Origin of the sequence: Bacillus rugosus (assembly GCF_023238245.1) — a bacterium.
Lineage (GTDB): Bacteria > Bacillota > Bacilli > Bacillales > Bacillaceae > Bacillus > Bacillus rugosus.
In genome coordinates this window covers 492275-513922 of sequence record NZ_CP096590.1, presented here as the reverse complement: position 1 = coordinate 513922, position 21648 = coordinate 492275, and the positions used below count along the sequence as shown (strand labels likewise).

The following is a 21648-nucleotide window of genomic DNA, read 5'->3' as shown; positions in this document are numbered from 1 at the left end:
CCGGATGCTGTTCCATCCGCTCCCATATGTCCGGCGGGAGAACGTGGGCCAGCGGAGGAACGTCCGGACAAATATTTTCCGTATCACGAAATAACCTGTATTTATTGTATCATAGCCTCAGCCGGCCAGATATACATAATTTCTGGCCGGCATACATTAGTGTTTGCACATTATGTTATTTTATGATGCAATATGCGTTTTTTCTGAAAGATTTTTTCTTATGAAAGCGGGCTCTCTATTAAATCTTTAACGATTTCTTCAAGCTTCATACCTCTGGACGCTTTGAATAAAATCAAATCGCCTTTTGATGCGTTTTCCTTCACAGCTTGGAGGAGATCTTTTTTCTCAGTAAAATGGCTGACGCGGTCTTTCTCAAAGTGTTTCAGTGCGCCTTCCGCGATAAATGCTCCCAATTTACCGTACGTAAAGACGCGGTCGATTTTTTCAGGACTGATCACAGCGCCGCACTCTTTATGGAACGTTTCTTCAAGATCGCCAAGTTCAAGCATATCGCCGAGCACGAGCATTTTTTTCCCGTAGCCTTCAAGGCTTTCTGTCAATTGAATGGCAGCCTTCATGGATGTCGGACTCGCATTATAAGCGTCATTGATAATTGAAATGCCGCTGTCTGTTTTGATGAGTTCAAGTCTCATGCCTGTTACCTTTAGTCCGCTCAGTCCTTTTGCTGCATCCTCAGGCGTGATGCCGAAATACACCCCCGCAGCAATAGCAGCCATGGCGTTCATGACATTGTGCTTGCCGAGTATCGGCATAAAAAACGGTTTTTCCATTCCCTTGATTGTAAAATGAGTTCCTTCCTCACTCTGGCTGACATCCTGAAGCTGATAATCATTTTGCGCTCCCGTTCCGTATGTTTTCGTTGGGCAGCTGTATGCTTTTTGAAGGAGCGGTTCGTCGCCGATATAAATCAGCACTCCGTCTTCTTTAAGCCCATTAATGATTTCAAGCTTCGCCTCCGCGATGCCTTCTCTTGAGCCAAGGTCTTGCATGTGGGATTCGCCGATATTCGTAATCACTGCCGCATCCGGGTTTGCCAGGCGGGACAGGAGATCAATTTCTCCTTTGGCGCTCATTCCCATCTCCAATACAGCGATCTCCGTATCTTCAGGCATAGCTAAAACCGTCAGCGGCAGACCGATGTGATTATTGAAGTTTCCTCCTGTTTTGTGGACACGGTACCGGGTTCCCAGAACGGCGTGAATCATATCTTTCGTTGTCGTTTTGCCATTGCTTCCGGTTACCCCGATGACACGGGTGCCAAGCTCCTGCAAATAGGCTTTTGCTAGTTGCTGAAGAGCGGAAAGGGTGTCGTCCACTAAGATGACGGCTTGATTCTCGGGCGGATTTGGTTCTGACCGATCCCAAAGAACGGCCGCTACACCAGCTTCAAAAGCCTGTGGCACAAAAGTGTGGCCGTTAAAGTGTTCCCCTTTCAGCGGGATGAAAAGCTGATGTTGTTCCAGTTTTCTTGTATCAGTTGCCACTCCATGAATGACTGTTTGTTCATATTGCGGATTTGTCAGTGTGCCTTTGACCATCTCGGCAATGTTCTTTACTGTTCGCTTAATCAAGTGAGGTCCCTCTCTTTCTTTTGTATATACGGGAAAAGACACTGCCCTCTTACGGCAGTGTCCATTTTCATTATTAGAATGTATGCTTAATCAATTGTTTTTCAGCGTGGCGTTCTTTTGCGAGCTCCACAAGCTGTTCAATCAAGTCAGCGTATTCCACTCCGGCTTCTTTCCAGAGCAGCGGGAACATGCTGAAAGGTGTAAAGCCAGGCATTGTGTTGACTTCATTGATCAGAACTTCGCCGTCAGCTGTCAGGAAAAAGTCCGCTCTGACGAGTCCTGACCCATCGATCGCTTTAAACGCCTTGATCGCCATATCACTGATTGTTGCGTATTCCTCATCGGTCACAATTGCCGGAATCATCAGATCAGTATCTCCATCCTCATATTTCGCTTTGTAATCGTAGAAATCTGTCTTCGGTGCGATTTCTCCCACAACAGAGCATTTAGGATCGTCATTTCCAAGAACGCCGATTTCGATCTCGCGGCCGTTAATTCCTTCTTCAACGACGACTTTGCGGTCATATTGGAATGCAAGCTCAAATGCTTTTTGCAGTTCTTCACGGTTTCGGCATTTGCTGATTCCGACACTTGAGCCAAGGTTTGCCGGTTTTACGAAGCAAGGATAGCCTAATTCCTGTTCGACCTGCTCACAGCTTTCTTCCGGAGAACGAGTCCAGTCTTTCTTAAGGAAAGCTGCGTATTTAGCCTGAGCAAGACCGGCCTGTGCGAATAAATGTTTCATGACAACTTTATCCATGCCAGCTGAGGAAGCAAGCACACCGTTACCGACATAAGGAATATTCAACAGCTCGAGCATTCCTTGGATCGTACCGTCTTCTCCGTTCGGTCCGTGGAGGAGCGGGAATACGACGTCGATGGCTTCATTTTGCTGTGACGCTTCCTGTGGAAACATCTCCTGGTTTAGGGCAGCTGGAGAAAAAGCACTGCCTCCTTGCTCAAATTGGAGCATTTTCACATTTGAAACAGGCTCAGTTAAACGGGCGCCTCTTACCCATTCGCCTTTTTCTGTTATATAAATCGGATGTATATCAAACTTCTCAGTATTTAGCGCTTTGATTACAGCCAGAGCTGTCTGCAGGGAAACATTATGTTCTGCCGACTTTCCTCCGTACACTAATCCTAGACTTGTTTTCAATGGATACTCCCCCCACTACAATTCATCTTTACTATCTTATCACTTTCACAAGAAAATGATCTAATTATTTTTGGGCATGCTGATGCTGAATGCATTTGTATGTAATTCCTTTTTATTTTATATTAAAATGGCATTGAAAAGGAGATGTGACATATGAAAAAAATCACAACAAACGAACAATTTAATGAACTGATTCAATCTGATAAAGAAATCATCGTAAAGTTTTATGCTGATTGGTGCCCAGACTGCACACGCATGAATATGTTCATCGGCGATATTTTGGAAGAGTACAACCAAAACGACTGGTATGAGCTGAATAAGGACGAGCTTCCTGAATTGGCTGAAAAATACCAAGTAATGGGTATTCCTAGCTTGCTTATCTTCAAAAACGGTGAAAAAACAGCTCACCTTCACAGCGCCAATGCCAAAACGCCTGAAGAAGTGACTGAATTTTTATCTGAACATATAAGCTAATTCGTTAAACAGCCTTATTTTATGTCGTCAGGCTCTACATGAACATGAACATGAGTGACATCGTGTTCATGTTTTATTTTGTCTTCTACTTCATCTGCCACGCCATGGCCTTCTTCTACTGTAAGCTTCGGATCAACCGTAATGACCATCTCGATATGAACTGTGCTTCCTAGATATCTCGCTTTCACATCTTTTAGACGATGTACATTCTCGATCCTGCCGACAGTCTGTTTGTAAGGCTCTAGATCTTTTAAATGAAATCCGTCTGTTAAAGAATGTGAAGCATCTTTAAAGATATCCCACGCCGTCTTGCAGATGATGATGCCGATGATAAAAGCCGTTACCGGATCGATCCACGGCAGCTGCAGCTGGGATGACATCACACCGATAAATGCTCCGGCACTTACAAAAGCGTCTGACCTACTGTCCTTTGCCGCTGCCATTAGAGCAGAGCTTTTAATGGATGCTGCCAGCCTTTTGTTATATAAATAGATGCCATACATAAACACGGCACTGCCTAACGCCGTCCATGCGGCGATAAGACTTGGCGTTTCCGTTGTTCCGCCCGCTATCGCTCTTACTCCGCCAATTAACACTTCAATGCCGACAACCATCATAATAAAAGACGCAACAAGAGACGAAATCGTTTCAGCCCGATAATGGCCATATGGATGATCGCTGTCAGCCGGCCTTTGGGAAATACGCAATCCAATCAGCACCGCTACTGACGCAACAATATCTGTTCCATTATTTAATCCGTCTGCTCTCAGCGCTTCGGAATGATATAGAATCCCGATTACAAGCTTCACAACAGCAAGGATGACATATGCCAAAATATTGAGGAGCGCCCCTTTTTCTCCTTTTTTCAGATTTTCTGTCCGCTCCATTGAATACCAGCCTCCATTCTATTACATAGTATGGTTCAAATCATGAAAAATAGAGCGGCAACATTCCGAGAAGGGACATTTCGACAGCAAATTATTGCCCGGGAAACTTTTTGTCGATTTGTTGAATGTTTGCAAATATGCGAAAGAATAGGACTGTTTTCACCTTTACAGGCAATTGTGGACATTGTATACTGAAGTTAATTGATAATGATTATCAATATCGTTTGATTGGAGGTTGGTGACTCAATGACACCTCAGTCTGCAGAAATCAGAAAAAAACAGCTCATTCATCTGTTAATACAGAATGGTATATACAAAAAGTCAAAGCGTCATTTGTATGAATTGTCGCTGACAGAGTTAGAAAGTGAGTACAAACATGTCAGGAGGGCGCCAGAGCATGCCGAAGCGTAAAGTCAAAACTTACCAACAGCTGATCCAGGAAAACAAAGAGGCGATAATGGGCAATCCAAAGCTGATGAACGTCATTTATGACAGGATCGACCGCAAGCATCAAAAAAATCTGCAAGAGCAAAACAATACATAAAAAGAGCCGGGAAGGCTCTTTTTTTATGATTCAAACGCTTCTCCGGCCAGCTTTTGAATCACCGCGTCATCCATAGGCGGGTTATGAAGGCCGGCACGCGCATCACGGTAATAGCGCTGAAGCGGGTTGGTTCGTTCAAGGCTTTTAGCTCCGACAATTCTCATCGCTTTATCGACAACAGACAGCGAAGCATTTGTGACGATATGTTTCGCCGCACCGAGCTCGCTTCTCAAGTGAGGGCGGCGCTCCGGATCATCATACAACTGAGCGATATGGAAAAGAAAATGTCTGGCGTTGAGCAGTTCAAGCTCCATTTCGCCTGTTCTTTGCTGTACGGCTGGAACATTCTTGATCGGTCCCTTCAAACTGTTTGGAGAATACTCAGACGCAAATTGCACCGCATAGTCTCGCGCTGCTTGAGCAATGCCAAGATAAATCGCCGGGATGTGAAGCAACCAGCCATTCGGCTTTGCTCCCCGAGGCCCTTGAAGAAATTCCACCAGTTTATCCTCATCAAGCGTTACCCCATTCAGTACAAGGTCATGGCTTCCAGTAGCCCGCATCGCCATCATATCCCACGTTTCTTCGATCGACAAACCGGGATCATCTTTATGAATGAGAAACACGCCTGTTGTTTGTTTTTCTTCAATCCATGCCGTCACTAAAAAATAATCCAGTGCTTGTGACATCGTCGTAAAGGTTTTTCTTCCGTTCACTGACCATTTGCCATTCGTATTGACGGCGTTTGTACCGGGGCGCCCTCCTCTTGTCGGGCTTCCGGTTTTCGCTTCTGTCGCCGCCCTGTTGATAACGGCTCCGTTTTGGACTTCCTTAGCAATAAACGCAAACACGTCTTTATTCCAGCTGTTTCCTTCTCCTAGCTCTCCGATTACGCTCAAATGCCAGCCAATGCTCAGCGCTGCTGGAGCATCTCCCCTTGCAAGCCGTTCTTGAAACAGGAGCATATCGTAAACAGAAATGCCCCCTCCTCCATGAGATGCCGGCAATGTTAATGCCGTATACCCAGCATCACGCAGTTTTTGTATTTTTTCTACAGGAAAACGTCCCTGTTCGTCATCTTCAGCTGCAGTTTGCTGAAATTCATCCGCAATCCGTCCGATTTTCTCCATCCATTGCCGCTGTTGATCGTTTTTTATAAATAATGACATCCGGCAGCCCCCCAAGGTTTTAATTCCGATAAATTTAATATGTATTATAGATTTCCTGCCATTATTCCGCAACTGTTAACCTTTTTGCCAAGTATAAAAAAACACGCCGTTCCCTCAAGGGAACAGCGCGATTACACAGGATTTGCATCCCGGTCTTGTTTCATGCCGAGATAAATCAGCATATATGTCAGGTAACCCATTGTCATCACCAGGCCGCCAAAGAAAAAGCTCGAGAAAATCGGCTCTTCAAAAGCAGTCACTGCCGCAAGCACAATCCAGCTTGCATAGAGATAGATGATAAAATAACGGATGCCCGTTTTCATTTTATATATCATGTACAGCCCCGCGAGAGAGAACAACCCAAGCGCGAGTCTGAAATAAACAAGATGTTCAAACTGAAACATGAATGACACAAATGAGAATCCAAGCAGTAATACAATCGGTAAAGCGGTAATAAAGTTCCTCAATCGAGACACCTCCGTCAGTACCTTTAGTATAAACCAAAATATCAAATGATATTGATTTACGTGAGCTTTTTCACAAAAATGTCATTCCTTGCCTTTACACACGGACATCCCGTTTACAGAAGCACCACCAGCCAACGGCTATGAAGAATATGGCATGGATGATGATAATCCCCGCTGAAAACAATGGCGTCATCCCGGAAAACAACGCTGTCCCTCCGCTTCTGTATTGCGTAAAGTCAGTATTGGCAAAAAGCAAAAAGCTGCCCCATTTGTTTTCAAAGAGCTTCATGAGCTGGACAAGTGTACTCGCTCCGTATAAAACGACAAAAGAAACGACAACTGCTACTGCGCTGTTACGGAACAGCGAAGAACAAAGCAGCCCGAATAATCCCATCATTACGGCTTCAAGCCAGTTTGACCCGATCAGCGCCAAAGTGTTAACCAGCAATGTCTTTGATTCCGCGGTCACCGATGTGCCAAAAAAGACGAGACCGAATAATAATGCCAAAATGTAGTATGCCAGATACAAATAAAAGCTGACCATCACGACTGTGATTAATTTTGACCAAAAGACCTTTTGGCGTTTAACCGGACGAATGAGCAGAAATTTGATTGTCTTTTTATCAAATTCCATTGAAACAATTGTCGCTGCAATCACGATCGTTAAAGCCTGCAGCAGGATGTTCAGGCTCGGTGTATACGATAAATAGCCGATGAAGTTTTCATCTGTTCCGGCACTGATGACAATCCGTTTAATGATTAAAGCCATGAAAAATTGAAAGACCGCCATCAGGATAAGAGACACCAATGTGACCTTCCGGTTAAAAAGTTTCATATGTTCATTCCAAATTAATTTAGACAAGCTCTTCTCCCTCCTCTTGATGAGCAGTTGTCGCTTTTATGAATTCATCTTCAAGTGATTGCGTATAAGGCGTAATGGAAAAGACATTCAGGTCTTGTCCGACAAGTGAACGGTTCAGCTCCGGAATGTTTTCTTTCGCTACCTCAACAACAATCGCCCCGTCTTGCCGTTCTGCTTGATATTGATTGCCTGCCAGCCAATTGAGCGCTTTTTCTTCCGGCTGCACTTCAATGATCGCTTTTTCTGTTTTTTGATCTGTCCCATGTAAGCTGACTTCCGCTTTGATCTCGCCTTTTTGAATGATGATGACACGGTCGCACAGATCCTCTACCTCACGCAATAAATGAGTAGCGAACAGGACTGCTGTTCCTTCCTTTTCTGCGAGCTCCTTAATATGATCGCGAAAATCCTTCATCCCCGCAGGATCGAGACCGTTTGTCGGTTCATCTAAAATGAGAAGCTTCGGGCGGTGAAGAATTGCTTGTGCAATGCCAAGACGCTGGCGCATGCCGAGGGAATAGGTTTTCACCTTATCATGAATCGCTGATGTCAGCCCGACACGTTCCACTACTTCATCAAGCCGTTCATCCGCTATTTTTTTGTGCATATTCGCAAAGTGCTTGAGGTTTTCCCAGCCTGTCAGGTACGGATAGAACTCCGGATTTTCGACGATCGCTCCAACCGCTTCCATCGCTTTTTCAAACTCTGTATCATGCTGAAATCCGCTGATTGTCACACTTCCGCTGTTTTGTTTTAACAGCCCGACGATGATACGGATGAGTGTTGTTTTTCCGGAACCATTCGGACCGAGCAGTCCGATGATTTCGCCCTCCATGACGTCCATGCTGATCTGTTTTAAAATTTGTTTAGACCCAATCTTTTTATCGAGGCCTTCAATATGTAAAATCGGCTCAGCCATAAAGCCTTCCTCCTTTTTCGACAAAAAATAAACAGTGCCCAAAAATTAGGCACTGTTTGTATTATAGCATTTGTTGCTTCCAAATGTTTGGTTAAACCGATAGAGTCGGAGCTTGCTCAGGCTGTTTATTCTTTTCTGTTTCTGTAATAATGACGGCGCAAGCCGCGTCTCCTGTTGTATTCACCACTGTACGGAGCATATCAAGCAGGCGGTCAATTCCGAGAATTAATCCGATTCCCTCGACAGGCAGGCCGACAGATTGAAGGACCATGGCGAGCATAATCAAACCGACACCCGGAACACCTGCGGTTCCGACACTTGCTAACACTGCCGTCAGTATCACCATCAGCAGCTGAGTGAATGTTAGATCGTGCCCAAATACCTGCGCAATGAAGACGGTGGCTACCCCTTGCATGATGGCTGTTCCGTCCATATTAATTGTAGCGCCGAGTGGCTGGACGAAGCTGCTGATCGGCTCAGGCACTTTTAATTTTTTCTGGGCCACATCCATTGAAACCGGCAAAGTTGCATTGCTGCTGGAAGTACTGAATGCGACGACCATAACTTCTGAGAAATTTTTAAAGAACGTAATCGGATTTCTTCTGGCTATAAGCGCAACCGTAGATCCGTAGGTAACGACTGCATGTATCAGTAATGCCATGGTTACCACAATCATGTACAAGCCCATTGCTTTCATTGCACTGAAGCCTTGGCTTCCAATAGCTGTCGCAATCAGACCAAATGTACCATACGGAGCGAACTTCATTACAAGATTCACCAGGTACATCATCAATTCATTTCCTTGTTCAACAACCTTGAGCAGCATATCCGCTTTTTTTCCGAGCATTGTAATCCCAAGCCCGACAAAAATGGCAAAAGCGATAATTTGCAGCATATTCCCTTCCGTCATCGCTTGAACAGGGTTGGTCGGAATAATGTTTAACAGGGTGTCCGCAATACTTGGCGCTTTTTCAGCAGTGAATTCGGCAGACGATGTGTCATACGTTCCGAACTCTCCCGGTTTGATGACAAGAGCTAAAATGATGGCAATGGTAATCGCCACTGCTGTCGTGACGAGAAAATAAGAAATCGCCTTTACACCGATTCTGCCAAGCTTCTTAGGATCGCCCAGCCCGGCTACTCCCAGTGTCAGTGAGAAAAAGACAATCGGAACGACAAGCATTTTAATGAGGTTTAAAAAGATTGTGCCAAGCGGCCCAAATACAAACTTATTTAAATTTTCAAATAATTCAGGTGATGTTACGTTCAAAATAATCCCCGTGACCGCACCTAGCACCAATGCAATGATTATCTTTGTAGCCAGTTTCATCCGCATTCCTCCCTTTTTTGAAAAAAAGCCCGCGAGAGACTTCCCGTGGGCTTTGGCTGTATCTTCAAACCACAGGACTCTCTCTTCACGCTGATGAGGTTAGCTGACGGGTTCGGACGAAGAGATGTCCGTTTTTCAGATGAAAAATTAACCCCAAAAGATTGGGTCCCCCACTCCTTCTAAAAGGATTAAGCGTGTGGCTTACTATTGTATGATTTAGTTTATTTATACAGAAAAGATCCAATTTTGTAAACTATTTTTTGTTACTTTTCTCTTGGAATCTTTTGGGTCCTTCTTCCTTGTTGGTGACATCAAGAATATCAAGGAGAAACACAAAGATCGGAATCCCGATTATTAAACCCCAAATGCCTAAAAAGTGCTCAGAGAAAATGAGTACTGTGAAGGTGAAAAAGATCGGCAGCTCCGTTTTCGCAGACATTAGCTTCGGATTTAAGAAATACGTTTCGATCGCATGTATGGCGAATATGACAAGCACAATGTAGAGCACATACATTCCGCCGCCAGTGCTGTAGGCAATAATACTGAGCGGGATCAGAGAAATGACGACGCCTGCTACAGGGATCAATCCGAGGAAGAATACCATAATAGAAAGCCCAAACAGCTGCGGGAAATGCATAATCCAAAGCGCGATAAACGTCAGAATACAGTTGACGAGCGCAATGATAAATTGAGCCTCAAGAACTTTGCCGAACGTTCTTGCAAATTTGCTTCCGAAAAAAGCAATTTCCTCATAAAAGACCCTTAGTTTGCTTGTTTTAAATTTCGCCATGAACTCAGTAAGCCGCTTTTTCTCAAATAAGAAAAACATGCTGAGAATGAGCGCCATTACAATCTGCAAGCCGAATGTGCTGATATCGGCCAGATACGTATACACCACATTGAAGCCCTCTTTGACATATGAACTGATGTTAATATCTCCGAAAACACTTGTGATCTCATCAAAGAAAGGGATGGTGTCCGGGTGATACGCAATATGTTTAATCTGCTTAACCAGCTGCTGAATCTGCGCCGCGACGACCGGATAAAACACAAAACCTCCGACTGTAAGCAGCACAGCCAGCAACATGTAAAGAAACGTAATGACAACCCGCTGGCTCACTCGGAAGAACCGGCTTAAAAACTGCCGTACGACAAGCTCCAAACGATCCATAAGAAATGTGAAAATGAAGGTCAGCAATATTAAGTTGATCATGCTCTTAAATAGATATAACACACCAGTTAACACGACAAAGATGGAAAAACGTCTTACTCCCGGGTGCTGAAAAAATTTAACTAAAGCGGCCATTTATACACTCCTGTTAGGACAAACGTCCTTCATTCAATATAGTATCCATTTGTAAATTATATAACAAAAAAATGCTGAGGTCTCTGTCCTCACCTTAATTATTCTTAAACAATTAAAAAAACGGCCCCCATGGATGGGCCGTTCTTTTTTTCAGACTGCTGTTTTCATTTTTTTCATGCCTTCAACAGCCTCTATGCTTTTTGCTTCATCGAATTCATTTTCGCTTTTTGCAACAATGATCGTGGCGATTCCGTTTCCGATCAGGTTCACAATCGCTCTTCCTTCACTCATGAAACGGTCGACTCCAAGCAGGAGTGCAAGGCCCTCCAGCGGAATGACCTGAAGCGCTGACAGTGTTGAGGCAAGGACGATAAATCCGCTTCCCGTCACACCGGCCGCTCCCTTCGATGTCAGCATCAGAACGAGGATAATTGTAATTTGCTGGCCGATGCTGAGGTCTACTCCAAACACCTGTGCCAGAAAAACCGTCGCCATTGATAAATAAATGGATGTGCCGTCAAGGTTAAACGAATAGCCCGTCGGAATGACAAGCCCGACAACGGATTTCGAACAGCCGTAACGCTCCATTTTATCCATCATTCGCGGAAGCACCGATTCTGAAGAGCTTGTGCCAAGCACGATCAGAAGCTCATCTTTAATGAAGCGCAGGTAGTTCAACAGGCTGAATCCGTAAAGCTTGCAGATGATATTTAAAGCAACAAATACGAACAGGAACATCGTAATATAAACAGACATCATTAAGCTTGCCAGAGGCTTGATGGAATCGAGACCGAAGTGCCCGATCGTATACGCCATCGCCCCGAATGCCCCGATTGGCGCGGCACGCATGATGTAGCCGATGATTTTGAAAAAGACGTGAGAAAGCTTGTCGAAGAAATCAATGACACTTTTGCCTTTTTCACCTAATGCTGCAAGACCGACTCCGAAAAGAATAGAAAAGAATAAGACCTGCAAAATGTCCCCTTTTGCGAAGGCATCAACCATGTTGGACGGAACAATGTGTGTGATAAAGTCAATCCAGTCGATTCCCTGACCGCCATTTTGCGTGTATTGTGATACATCTCCCTTTTCAAGCTTGCTGTAATCAAGACCCGCGCCCGGCTTCATGATATTGACGACAAATAAACCAATAATGAGTGCGAGGGTAGTGACAACCTCAAAATAAATAAACGCTTTTCCCCCTACTTTTCCAACCTTCTTCATATCGCCCATTTTTGCAATCCCGAGAACGATTGTGAAGAAAATGATTGGAGCGATCACCATTTTAACAGCATTGATAAATGTATCGCCAAGCGGTTTCATTTCTTTGCCGACATCTGGCCAGACCAGTCCGACAATGACCCCGATGATGACCGCAGTTATGACCTGAACTGTTAAATTTTTAAACAGTTTCATATCCTGCATCCCCCTGTCCTATTCACCTTTGTGTCTTTCTTACTAGAATGATAGCGTTTTCATATCGTCTGGGGAAGTTTATGATCATAACGGACATTTTGGTCTTTTTGGTCTCAGGTTTATCCTTTGAACACGTAGCGGTTGACGGGCCGGCCGACTCCGCCGTATTGAACGTCCAGCTTAATCGTTCCGGTTTTTTCTAGATAATCAAGATATCGTCTGGCTGTCACTCTGGCGATGCCGAGCGCCTTGGCGACCTCTTCTGCAGAAAGAGATGCGGTTTGCTGTTTCAAAAAAGCAGTGACTTCATTCATCGTGAAATGATTCAGCCCTTTCGGCAGATTCTGTACGGCCTGCTGCGGAATATTCAGGATCGCATCGAGCTGTTCCTGGGACAGTGTATCGCTCGCCTCTATTTTTTGTTTATATTGCTTGTACTTTTCAAGTGCCTGTCTCATTCGCTCAAGCTTAAACGGTTTTAAGATATAGTCAGCCGCTCCATTTTGCAGCATAAGAGAGATCGTTTCTTTGTCTTTTGCAGCGGAAACGACGATGACATCCACTTCAAGCTTTTGCTTTCTGATCTCCTGCAAGGTTTTGATTCCGTCTTTTTTCGGCATGTATACATCGAGAATGACGAGGTCGGGCTGTTTTTCTTTAATCAGTTTGATGCCTTCTTCTCCGTTTCCCGCTGTTGCACAGACCGTAAAGCCTTTGACAGTTGTGATGAAATCCTTGTTTACCTCTTGAACCATCGGATCGTCTTCAATGAGCAGAACCTTCCATTCCTTACGAGCCATGCTGTGCTTCCTCCCCCTTCATTGGAAAAACGATAGAAAAAGATGTTCCCTGTCCCGCGTGTGAATCAACTTCTATCGTGCCCGATCCTTTGTCTGTGATTTGTTTCACTAAATACAGGCCGTAGCCTGTGCCGCCTGTTTTATTGACCGTAAATCCTTTCTCGTAAAGGTGCGGCATATGTGCCGGTTCAATCCCGCAGCCGTTATCTTCTATTAAAATAGCAAGAATATCATCCGTTTGTTCGATGCTGATGTCAATTCGTTTATCATCAGATTGAACCGTTTCAAATGAACCGAAGGCATTTTCAATCAGGTTGCCGAGGAGCACGACGATATCATGTTGATCAACATGCTCGGGAAATTGCTGAAGACTGCTGTTTTCATCAATATGAACAGCAATGCCGAGCTCTCTTCCTCTTCTGATTTTACTTAATAGAAGGCCAGCCGCGGCGTCATTTTGAATCGAGCGGTGCAGAAATTCAGTCACATTTTCCTGCTCAGTTGATGCCTCGAATGCAAGCTGCAAGGCCTTTTCAGATTTCCCCAGCTGGATGAGTCCGGCGATTGTATGCAGCTTATTCATATGCTCATGGTTTTGGACGCGGAGCGCCTCCACGAAGTTTTTGACGCCCGTCAATTCCTCCGCCATCTTAGCCGCTTCCGTTCTGTCCTGAAAAATCGCGACGGCGCCGATGACTTTTTTCTTCATGACAATCGGAATTCTGCTGCTCATGATGACTTTTCCGCTAACGCGAATTTCTTCATTATAGACCGCTTTGTTCCGCTCCACGATTTCGGGCAGCCGCGAATCCTTGAGAACCTCCCAGATCACCTTTCCGACCAGATCCCCCTGCACTTCAAAAATCTGTTTCGCTTTTTCATTGAAAATTGTAATGGTAAGCCGATTGTCGATGGCAATTACGCCTTCATTCATTGAGTGAAACGTCGCTGTCCGTTCTTCATACATTCGGACAATCTCATGAGGCTCAAGCTGAAACATTTGTTTTTTGATATGGCGGGCCAGAAGAAAGGAACCTGCAAGGCCGAAACTGAGTGTCAGCACAACGATAAATGTGATATCACGCTTTAAATGAAGCAGGATGTCAGCGATTCCCGGCAGCGTTTTCCCGACTAGCACTACGCCGATCTGGTTTAGATCATGATCCTTTACCGGATAAAAAGCGCGGACCGCCGTGCCGATCTCGCCCTTTGCTTCCGAGAAATAAATGTGCTCCGCAAACGCTGCCTCTTCGTCAGCACCTTCAGATTTCTTGCCGATGCTTGTGCTGACAGGATGTGTGTAGCGGATGTGATTCATATCCATGACGACAATATAGTCTGCTTCATTAATCATCCTGATCTCTTCAACCGCATGGCGAACAGCTTCTGTTTGTTTTTTTCGCGCCAAGGCCTCTTTCACTTCTGTCATCTCCGACACCGTTCGGGCCGTATTCATTAAACGTTTTTTCAGCTCCCGCTCCTCTGTATGCTGGATATTGCCAATGAGCACAATGCCGCCGATCAAAAAGGAGAAAATGACGAGTATATAGGATAGGATTGTGATTTTCCAACGGATTGAGAGCTTCTTTTTGGTCATCAGCTTCTCCTTTCAGGTCTTTACGAATGGCATTGCCCCCATTATCCTTAACTAAGGGGAGGGCTTTTCATGAAGAGTTTGCTTGCATGTCTCGCACTGATGATCGCCGGAATTGCAACCGCTTTATTTATCGGATTCCATGATCATGCCGGCAGTGAAGAGATTGTTTACGATGACGACCAGGAAGGCTTACAGGATCAAATTGTGTTTAAATTCAGCCATGTGGTTGCGGAAAATACGCCGAAAGGGCTGGCCGCCAATAAGTTCGCGGAGCTGGTGAACGAAAAATCAGGCGGGAAAATGAAAATTGAAGTGTTCCCGAATGGAAGCCTGTATTCGGACATCGAAGAAATTGAAGCATTGCAAAACGGCGATGTTCAATTTATCGCCCCCTCCACATCGAAGCTCGGCATGCTCTCGCCTGAATGGGGCGTGCTGGATCTGCCGTATGCATTTACAAATTACGATGCCGTCAAAAAAGGGCTGAACGGCAGCATCGGTACACAGCTGTTTGATTCTCTAAAGAAAAATCAATTAAAAGGCCTTGCCTATTGGACAAACGGCTTTAAGCAAATCACGACAAATCAAGGACCGGTCAAAGGCCCGGATGACTTAAAAGGACAAGATCTCCGCATTATGCAAAGCGATGTGATAGAGGATCAGTTCAAGCTGCTTGGCGCTACACCTCACCAGGAATCCTTCAATTCTACCTTTCAGCTGTTAGAAAACAATATAGTCGATGGCGAAGAAAATACAATCTCAAACATCTATTCTAAAAAATTTTATAATGTTCAGGACTATTTGACAATAAGCAGCCACGGTTATCTCGGCTATGCTGTCATGACTGATGAGCATTTCTGGAACGCGCAAACGCCGGAAACAAGACGCATTTTGACTGAAGCGATGCAGGAAACGACGGAGTGGAATGAAACGTATGCTGAAGAAATGAACAAGGAGCAGCTGGAAGAAATCAAAAAAAATTCATCTATTAAAATTTACAAGCTGTCAGATAAAGAGAAAAAAGAATGGATGAAGCGCCTTGATCCTGTTTATCAGCAGTACGAGCCCATCTTCGGCCGAAAGCTGATCCAGGAGCTTTTAGAGCTGCGGGAGGATTCGTAATCCCCCATCTCGATACGCTTCTTTTCGTTTATCTTTCAATTGAGAGGAAATATAAAAAGAGATAAACGAAAAAAGGAGATGGGAACATGTTTAAGCACACGAAAATGCTGCAGCATCCTGCTAAACCAGATCGTCCAGATCCATTATTCGCTAAAAAAATGCAAGAAATTTTAGGCGGGCAATTCGGAGAAATTTCTGTTGCTATGCAATACTTATTTCAAGGCTGGAATACAAGAGGAAATGAAAAATACAAGGATTTACTGATGGATACAGCTACTGAGGAACTCGGGCATGTTGAAATGATCGCCACAATGATCGCCAGACTTCTTGAGGATGCCCCGCTTGATCAGCAGGAAAAAGCCGCTGAAGATCCGGTCATCGGCTCCATCCTCGGCGGCATGAACCCTCACCATGCGATTGTATCAGGACTTGGCGCCATGCCGGAAAGCAGTACAGGCGTACCTTGGAGCGGCGGTTATATCGTAGCAAGCGGAAACCTGCTGGCAGACTTCCGCGCCAATCTGAATGCAGAATCACAAGGCCGTCTGCAGGTTGCACGCCTGTTTGAAATGACGGATGACAAAGGCGTTAAAGACATGCTCAGCTTCCTGCTGGCGCGTGACACGATGCACCAAAATCAATGGCTCGCAGCCATTAAAGAACTAGAAGCACAGGAAGGCCCGATTGTGCCTGGGACATTCCCAAAAGCACTCGAAAAACAAGAGTTCTCGCATCAGCTGATCAATTTCTCTGAAGGCGAAGAAAGCGCCGAACAAACCTGGCTGAACGAAAAAGCGCCGGATGGAGAGGCCTTTGAATATGTGAAAGAAGCTAAAGCGTTTGGAGAAAAACCGGAGTTAAAACCAGCACCGCCTTTTGTTCATGATACGCTTCCGGGACGCGAGTAAAGACACAAGCCCAAAACATGATGTTTTGGGCTTTAATTATGCCTTCAGCACGGTCCAGTCTGGTTCGCATCGGATATCAGAGTTATGTAACAGATCGTAAATGAACGATTCATCCTCTTCATACAGCGTCACTTTTATCGAAAGAAGCACAGCCTTCTGTTCGTTTTCTTCGTATATGCTGTCATGTACGTTCTCCATAAAAGCCTCATACACTTCTCTGTTCTCCCAAACGCTGATGATTTCTGCGGAAAACAGCCCATCTGCTGTTTTCCGCCAGCCGCCGGCCTGTTTGATGAAGCCATTTACATGTGATAGTGCTCCCCACTGTGACTGCGCTTTTGAAAATGCTTCAGCGTTCGCAGCGTCTACTTCACATACAATCCTTTTGATCAGCATGGCAATTCCTCTATGATGACTGTTTTCGCTTGTGTATGCTCGACACAGAGGTTCACCGTTCTGACGTAAGAGCGTGTGCGGTGAACCGTTCCTTTGGGAATCAGCAGGCTGTCATTTGCTTTGAGTACCGCGGTTTCTTTGTCCTTAAAATCGATCAGCAGCTCACCTTCAAGAACAATGAACAATTCATCTGAGTCAGGATGATGGTGCCAGTCATATTCTCCTGTAAACACTGCGAGGCGCACACAGTGGTCGTTGACCTCTGAGATTGAAAAATTAGCGTGTTTTTCTTTGACTGCATTGGCGATGGCGAGCAAATTTTGCATCTCGGACATTAGCAAAAACCCCTTTTTGACTTATTGTATCGCAATACCAGTGTAGATTGAGAAATTTTCAAAATAAAAAGCGATCCAGCTGGTGTGCCGGATCGCTTTTTATCTACAGGTTGTCTGCCTTTATGCTTTTGATTAGTCGTTGTTGCGGGCATTTCCGCCTTTTGAGCCAATTTCTTGGTAGAATTCTTTATCATGATTTTTGCTTGTTGCCTCTCCGCCTTTACGGCCGATTTCTTGATAGAATTCTTTGTCATGATTTTCGCTAGTGGCTTCTCCGCCTTTTTCGCCGATTTCTTGATAGAACTCTTTGTCATGATTTTGGCTAGTGGCTTCTCCGCCTTTTTCACCGATTTCTTGATAGAATTCTTTGTCATGGTTTTCGCTAGTGGCTTCTCCGCCTTTTTTTCCAATCTCTTGATAGAATTCTTTATCATGGTTTTTGCTTGTTGTTTCTCCGCCTTTTCTACCTGCTTCTTCTCTGCTCATTTTGTTATCGTCTGCCATTTTGAATTCCTCCTTTAATTGGTGTTGGTTGTTGTATTCCCGCTATCAATTCTTTTAAACAAACTAAACACATTGGGTGTGTTTCCACTAAAAAAGCAGGCGGAACGCGGAGTCCGTCTGCTTTCTTCTATTCCATCTCTTGTTCTGTTTCTTTCAGCCGCTCAAGAATGCGCCGCTTTTTATACAGCATCATACCCGTTTCGGTAATATCGTTTATGGTTGAGCGATTGGCTGCCGCGCCAAAGACCATTCCCGCGACCGGCACCAGTTGAAAAAGCTTTTTCCAGCCAAACGTGTCGCGATAGCCTAAAACGACTTCACGCCAGCCTTGGATTTGAGAAGCGACATTCTTATATGTACGAACTTGATCATAGTCTTTTAATTCTTGCAAAATCGTTTTTTTGCCGACAACATCAGCCGATGTCAGCTGCAAACATTTTACGATGAAGACACGCTCTTTTTTCTCCTTTGGATCATAGCCATACGCAACCGCGATATCCTGTAACGTTTTTAACGACAGGCCAAGCACAGCCGGAATGTCAGCCGCCAGCGTGAACACACCGCCCACACCCGTTGTCGCGCCTTGTACGGTTGCCGTGTTGATTCTGTTTTTGCCCATTCCTTCCGCAATTTCATCCATGACAGGCAGAGGCGCTTTTTGAACGTCTTCCAGTGATTCGAAGGTATCTTCCGGCAGTTTCTTTTGAAACATCTTAATAATCTGTTTTTCCGATGTCAGATACTGTCCTCCTGTTTGAACAAAGCTGCCGATCTCATCCAAAAGCTTGCCGATCTTTTTCTGAATGAATTCCGGTGTCAGCTTGTCCAGCAGCTGAAACGGGAGACGGCTGAGCTTTTCCCAAAACCAGACTTTTTGCTGTTCTTTTTCCCATTTCTCTATTTCTTTTAATTGCTGATGTAAGTCTTCTTTTCGTCCTGCTGTCACCCAACTCGCACTTCCCTTCCGTCTTTTTCTCCTATATAGTATACCTTCATTTTCACGGAAACGTTTTTATTTTTCACCTGCGGGTACCTTTTTTATAAAAGGAAAAGGAGTGATGAACATGCCTTGGTCGATGAAGGATTATCCCGCTTCATTAAAAAATCTTGAGAAGCCGGTGAAGAAAAAAGCAATTGAGATTGCGAATGCGATGATTGATGAGGGCTATGAGGACGGACGCGCGATTCCGATTGCGACAAGCAAAGCAAAGGAATGGGCGGAAAACGCCTCTAAAAAGGAAATTGATGATTTCCTCAAGCATGATGATGAGACAGATCGCGATGAGGATTCAAGCAGCGGCAACGGCACTGAGCTCATGGATAAAGCAGAGCATGTCATCAAGCATAAAAACGGCTGGGCGGTCAAAGCCGAGGGTGCCAAACGTGTCTCTGAGATCAAAGATACAAAGAAGGATGCGATTGAACGTGCAAAGGAAATTGCAGCGCATAAAGGCACTGAGGTGATTGTTCACTTGGCCGACGGCAGCGTGCAGAGAAAAATGAAAGCAGGATCATAAAGCGATATGCTTTTCGGGGTTTCGGGTTTGGCATGAGCGGTTATTGATTTATAAATTATTTATGAGAGGTGAGTATGATGATTAGCTTTTTGGTTTCATTAGTTGTTGCTATCGTAATCGGATTAATCGGAAGCGCCATCGTAGGAAACCGGATGCCGGGAGGAATTTTCGGTTCTATGATTGCCGGGCTGATCGGCGCTTGGATTGGACACGGACTCCTTGGCACTTGGGGACCGAGCCTCGCTGGCTTTGCTATTTTCCCAGCCATCATCGGGGCCGCCATCTTCGTCTTCTTACTGAGCCTCGTATTCCGCGGGCTACGTAAGGAAGCCTAGTCTCATTTCATACAGGAGGCATCGTTTCGAACTGAAACGATGTCTTTTTATATGGGACCTTAACCGAATTCCTACATATCATGTTACATAACAGGGAAAAATTCAGGAATGTACTTTGAACATTTCCAGTTGACAAGAAACCGGGATGGTCATATGATGTAGATAAAATAATTTGCCTTAAGGAAACTCTTTGTTGTTCGGCAAAAACAAACAGAATTCAGGTGAGACATGATGAACAAGGACATCACAGCACAATCTCCCCGTTCCAAAGCAGTCCAAGATGCGCTTGACGGGAAAATTAGAGGATTCAGAGGGCTGCTCCCTTTTCTGGGCCCTGCATTTATAGCAGCCATCGCCTATATTGATCCCGGCAACTTCGCAACGAATATATCGGCGGGATCTAAATACGGATATATGTTGCTATGGGTGATTTTATTTTCTAATATCATGGCACTTTTAATCCAATCACTATCAGCCAAACTCGGTATTGCAACAGGCAAAAATCTGCCTGAGGTTGCCCGCGAAGAATTCCCAAAGCCTGTCTCCATCGGATTATGGATTCAGGGCGAGCTGGTCATTATCGCAACTGATCTGGCGGAATTTATCGGGGCGGCTCTGGGACTGTATTTGCTGTTTGGCATTCCGATGCTTGAAGCATCTATTATAGCGGCGATCGGTTCTTTCGCGATATTGGAGCTTCAGCGCCGCGGTTATCGCTCACTTGAAGCCGGCATTGCCGGTATGCTGTTTGTGGTGGTGATCGCCTTTGCGCTGCAGACCTTTTTCGCAAAGCCTGATGCCGCGTCAGTGATGAAGGGCCTTTTTGTCCCGGCGTTTCAAGGCACGGACAGTGTGCTTCTTGCAGCAGGTATTCTCGGCGCAACCGTTATGCCGCACGCCATTTATTTACACTCTGCCCTTACACAGCGGCGGGTGGTAGGCAAAACTGATGCTGAACGGAAAAAAATCTTCAGATTTGAATTTATTGATATTTTAATAGCGATGCTGATTGCAGGGGCTATTAATGCAAGTATGCTGATTGTGGCTGCTGCATTATTCTTCAAAAACGGCCTGTTTGTCGAGGATCTCGATGTCGCATTTCAGCAATTCGGACATCTTGTCAGCCCTGTGTCAGCGGCTTTATTCGGGATCGGCCTGCTTGTTGCCGGTCTATCCAGTTCGTCTGTCGGCACACTTTCAGGCGACGTGATCATGCAGGGATTTATCAACTACCGGATCCCGCTGTATGTACGGCGGTTTATTACGATCATTCCGCCGATCTTAATCATCGCGTCAGGCGTCAATCCGACTACCGCTCTCGTGCTGAGCCAGGTCGTGCTGTCCTTCGGCATCGCCTTTGCCTTAATCCCGCTTATTATGTTTACAAGCAATAAACGGATTATGGGGTCACTGATCAACGCCAAATGGGTCACAGTGGTTTCTTGGCTGATTGCTGTATTGATCGTTGCTTTGAATGTATTTTTAATTGTTGATACGTTTCGTTAAAAAACCGGCTTAGCAGCCGGTTTTTTATTTTTGCACAAAAGCTCATTAGATACCCTTTTTGACAGAAATTTGTTATGATAGAAGAAAAAATCGGAGTTTTGATGATGTCAATATTTATTCTGTTTTATTTGTGGATTGTTCCTATTGTAATCGGCATTTTATGTTCTGTTATTGCCTATAAATCCAAGGGGAAAATGAGAGTCGCGCCTGGGATTGCCATGATCGTGCTCAGTATCATTTCCTTGGTCACCGCTTTTACGACCGGACACACGAATTTCCACGTGTTTATCGGCGGAATGTTTTTATTCGGCACCTTCCTGGTCGGTTCTGCTTTTCCTTTCTTTTTCGGGCTTAAGAAAAAAGAGAAATAAATTTATAAAGACATGAACTCTGTAAGATTTGATAAGAATAAACATATGAAACATACAAGGACAAATGCGCTGATCTTTTTGCTTTGAAAGAAGATGCATTTGTCCTTTTGTGCGTTTTGAGCATGGCGAATC

General features: G+C 44.8%; 25 protein-coding genes and 1 riboswitch. Of the genes, 9 read left to right on the top strand and 16 right to left on the bottom strand.

What is annotated here, in order from left to right; all coding sequences use genetic code 11:
- Positions 1-218 precede the first annotated feature (218 nt).
- Positions 219-1592 (bottom strand): UDP-N-acetylmuramoyl-tripeptide--D-alanyl-D-alanine ligase, encoded by a 1374-nt coding sequence (locus M0696_RS02600; protein ID WP_166854231.1) that lies wholly within the window; start codon positions 1590-1592, stop codon positions 219-221.
- 73 nt (positions 1593-1665) lie between these two features.
- Positions 1666-2751 (bottom strand): D-alanine--D-alanine ligase, encoded by a 1086-nt coding sequence (locus M0696_RS02595; protein WP_166854232.1) that lies wholly within the window; start codon positions 2749-2751, stop codon positions 1666-1668.
- A 153-nt stretch (positions 2752-2904) separates the two neighbouring features.
- Between M0696_RS02595 and M0696_RS02590 the strand changes: the two genes are divergently transcribed.
- A complete protein-coding gene (locus M0696_RS02590) occupies positions 2905-3225 on the top strand; it encodes a thioredoxin family protein (RefSeq protein ID WP_003225161.1) in 321 nt (106 codons plus the stop codon).
- 14 nt (positions 3226-3239) lie between these two features.
- On the opposite strand, the gene M0696_RS02585 is transcribed toward M0696_RS02590, so the two are convergent.
- Entirely contained in the window at positions 3240-4112 is an 873-nt protein-coding gene (locus tag M0696_RS02585; RefSeq protein WP_166854233.1) for a cation diffusion facilitator family transporter, read from the bottom strand.
- Positions 4113-4358: 246 nt separating this feature from the next.
- On the opposite strand from M0696_RS02585, the gene M0696_RS02580 reads away from it, so the two are divergent.
- Positions 4359-4523, top strand: a complete 165-nt coding sequence (locus tag M0696_RS02580; RefSeq protein ID WP_003225157.1) for a Fur-regulated basic protein FbpA — start codon at positions 4359-4361, stop codon at positions 4521-4523.
- The gene (fbpB, locus tag M0696_RS02575) at positions 4477-4656 is read left to right on the top strand and encodes a Fur-regulated basic protein FbpB (protein ID WP_166854234.1); all 180 of its coding nucleotides are present in this window, start codon (positions 4477-4479) and stop codon (positions 4654-4656) included. Before M0696_RS02580 ends, fbpB begins: the two co-directional genes overlap by 47 nt.
- Before the next feature lie 23 nt (positions 4657-4679).
- Here fbpB and M0696_RS02570 read toward each other — a convergent pair whose 3' ends face one another.
- The 9 genes from M0696_RS02570 to dctS form a co-directional block, all read right to left on the bottom strand.
- A complete protein-coding gene (locus tag M0696_RS02570; protein WP_222143579.1) occupies positions 4680-5825 on the bottom strand; it encodes an acyl-CoA dehydrogenase family protein in 1146 nt (381 codons plus the stop codon).
- A gap of 131 nt (positions 5826-5956) precedes the next feature.
- On the bottom strand, positions 5957-6292 hold the full coding sequence (locus tag M0696_RS02565; protein ID WP_019257527.1) for a hypothetical protein: 336 nt from the start codon (positions 6290-6292) through the stop codon (positions 5957-5959).
- Positions 6293-6386: 94 nt separating this feature from the next.
- A complete protein-coding gene (locus M0696_RS02560) occupies positions 6387-7154 on the bottom strand; it encodes an ABC transporter permease (protein WP_166854236.1) in 768 nt (255 codons plus the stop codon).
- On the bottom strand, positions 7147-8073 hold the full coding sequence (locus M0696_RS02555) for an ABC transporter ATP-binding protein (protein ID WP_222143577.1): 927 nt from the start codon (positions 8071-8073) through the stop codon (positions 7147-7149). The genes M0696_RS02560 and M0696_RS02555 overlap by 8 nt, the downstream gene beginning before the upstream one ends.
- A 91-nt stretch (positions 8074-8164) precedes the next feature.
- On the bottom strand, positions 8165-9403 hold the full coding sequence (locus tag M0696_RS02550; RefSeq protein WP_166854238.1) for a dicarboxylate/amino acid:cation symporter: 1239 nt from the start codon (positions 9401-9403) through the stop codon (positions 8165-8167).
- A 74-nt stretch (positions 9404-9477) separates the two neighbouring features.
- A riboswitch (cyclic di-AMP (ydaO/yuaA leader) is annotated at positions 9478-9608 on the bottom strand.
- Between the two features lie 48 nt (positions 9609-9656).
- Positions 9657-10709 (bottom strand): AI-2E family transporter, encoded by a 1053-nt coding sequence (locus M0696_RS02545; RefSeq protein WP_166854239.1) that lies wholly within the window; start codon positions 10707-10709, stop codon positions 9657-9659.
- Positions 10710-10859: 150 nt separating this feature from the next.
- Positions 10860-12125 (bottom strand): C4-dicarboxylate transporter DctP, encoded by a 1266-nt coding sequence (gene dctP, locus M0696_RS02540; RefSeq protein ID WP_222143576.1) that lies wholly within the window; start codon positions 12123-12125, stop codon positions 10860-10862.
- A 119-nt stretch (positions 12126-12244) separates the two neighbouring features.
- Positions 12245-12925, bottom strand: a complete 681-nt coding sequence (dctR, locus tag M0696_RS02535) for a two-component system response regulator DctR (RefSeq protein ID WP_166854241.1) — start codon at positions 12923-12925, stop codon at positions 12245-12247.
- Complete coding sequence (gene dctS / locus M0696_RS02530; RefSeq protein ID WP_166854242.1) at positions 12915-14522, bottom strand: two-component system sensor histidine kinase DctS; 1608 nt, start codon at positions 14520-14522, stop codon at positions 12915-12917. Before dctS ends, dctR begins: the two co-directional genes overlap by 11 nt.
- A gap of 69 nt (positions 14523-14591) precedes the next feature.
- Between dctS and dctB the strand changes: the two genes are divergently transcribed.
- Both dctB and M0696_RS02520 read left to right on the top strand, forming a co-directional pair.
- Entirely contained in the window at positions 14592-15644 is a 1053-nt protein-coding gene (dctB, locus tag M0696_RS02525) for a C4-dicarboxylate TRAP transporter substrate-binding protein DctB (RefSeq protein ID WP_166854243.1), read from the top strand.
- 86 nt (positions 15645-15730) lie between these two features.
- Complete coding sequence (locus M0696_RS02520) at positions 15731-16552, top strand: manganese catalase (RefSeq protein WP_166854244.1); 822 nt, start codon at positions 15731-15733, stop codon at positions 16550-16552.
- Between the two features lie 36 nt (positions 16553-16588).
- Here M0696_RS02520 and M0696_RS02515 read toward each other — a convergent pair whose 3' ends face one another.
- From M0696_RS02515 to M0696_RS02500, 4 genes are all read right to left on the bottom strand, one after another.
- Positions 16589-16948 (bottom strand): YdbC family protein, encoded by a 360-nt coding sequence (locus tag M0696_RS02515; RefSeq protein WP_166854245.1) that lies wholly within the window; start codon positions 16946-16948, stop codon positions 16589-16591.
- Positions 16942-17283, bottom strand: a complete 342-nt coding sequence (locus M0696_RS02510; RefSeq protein ID WP_166854246.1) for a cupin domain-containing protein — start codon at positions 17281-17283, stop codon at positions 16942-16944. The genes M0696_RS02515 and M0696_RS02510 overlap by 7 nt, the downstream gene beginning before the upstream one ends.
- A 132-nt stretch (positions 17284-17415) precedes the next feature.
- Positions 17416-17787: a glucose starvation-inducible protein GsiB gene (gene gsiB / locus M0696_RS02505; RefSeq protein WP_014112711.1), complete on the bottom strand. Its 372-nt coding sequence runs from the start codon at positions 17785-17787 to the stop codon at positions 17416-17418.
- A 127-nt stretch (positions 17788-17914) separates the two neighbouring features.
- Positions 17915-18733, bottom strand: coding sequence for an EcsC family protein (locus M0696_RS02500; protein ID WP_222143575.1), 819 nt, complete (start codon positions 18731-18733; stop codon positions 17915-17917).
- 118 nt (positions 18734-18851) lie between these two features.
- On the opposite strand from M0696_RS02500, the gene M0696_RS02495 reads away from it, so the two are divergent.
- The 4 genes from M0696_RS02495 to M0696_RS02480 all read left to right on the top strand — a co-directional run bounded on the left by M0696_RS02495 (position 18852) and on the right by M0696_RS02480 (position 21516).
- On the top strand, positions 18852-19304 hold the full coding sequence (locus M0696_RS02495; protein ID WP_222143574.1) for a DUF2188 domain-containing protein: 453 nt from the start codon (positions 18852-18854) through the stop codon (positions 19302-19304).
- Between the two features lie 77 nt (positions 19305-19381).
- Positions 19382-19639, top strand: coding sequence for a GlsB/YeaQ/YmgE family stress response membrane protein (locus tag M0696_RS02490; RefSeq protein WP_003225121.1), 258 nt, complete (start codon positions 19382-19384; stop codon positions 19637-19639).
- A 228-nt stretch (positions 19640-19867) separates the two neighbouring features.
- Positions 19868-21145 carry an Nramp family divalent metal transporter gene (locus M0696_RS02485; protein WP_166854249.1) on the top strand — a complete coding sequence of 426 codons (1278 nt, stop codon included), beginning with the start codon at positions 19868-19870 and terminating at the stop codon, positions 21143-21145.
- Between the two features lie 104 nt (positions 21146-21249).
- The gene (locus tag M0696_RS02480) at positions 21250-21516 is read left to right on the top strand and encodes a hypothetical protein (protein ID WP_248602749.1); all 267 of its coding nucleotides are present in this window, start codon (positions 21250-21252) and stop codon (positions 21514-21516) included.
- Positions 21517-21648: the final 132 nt, after the last annotated feature.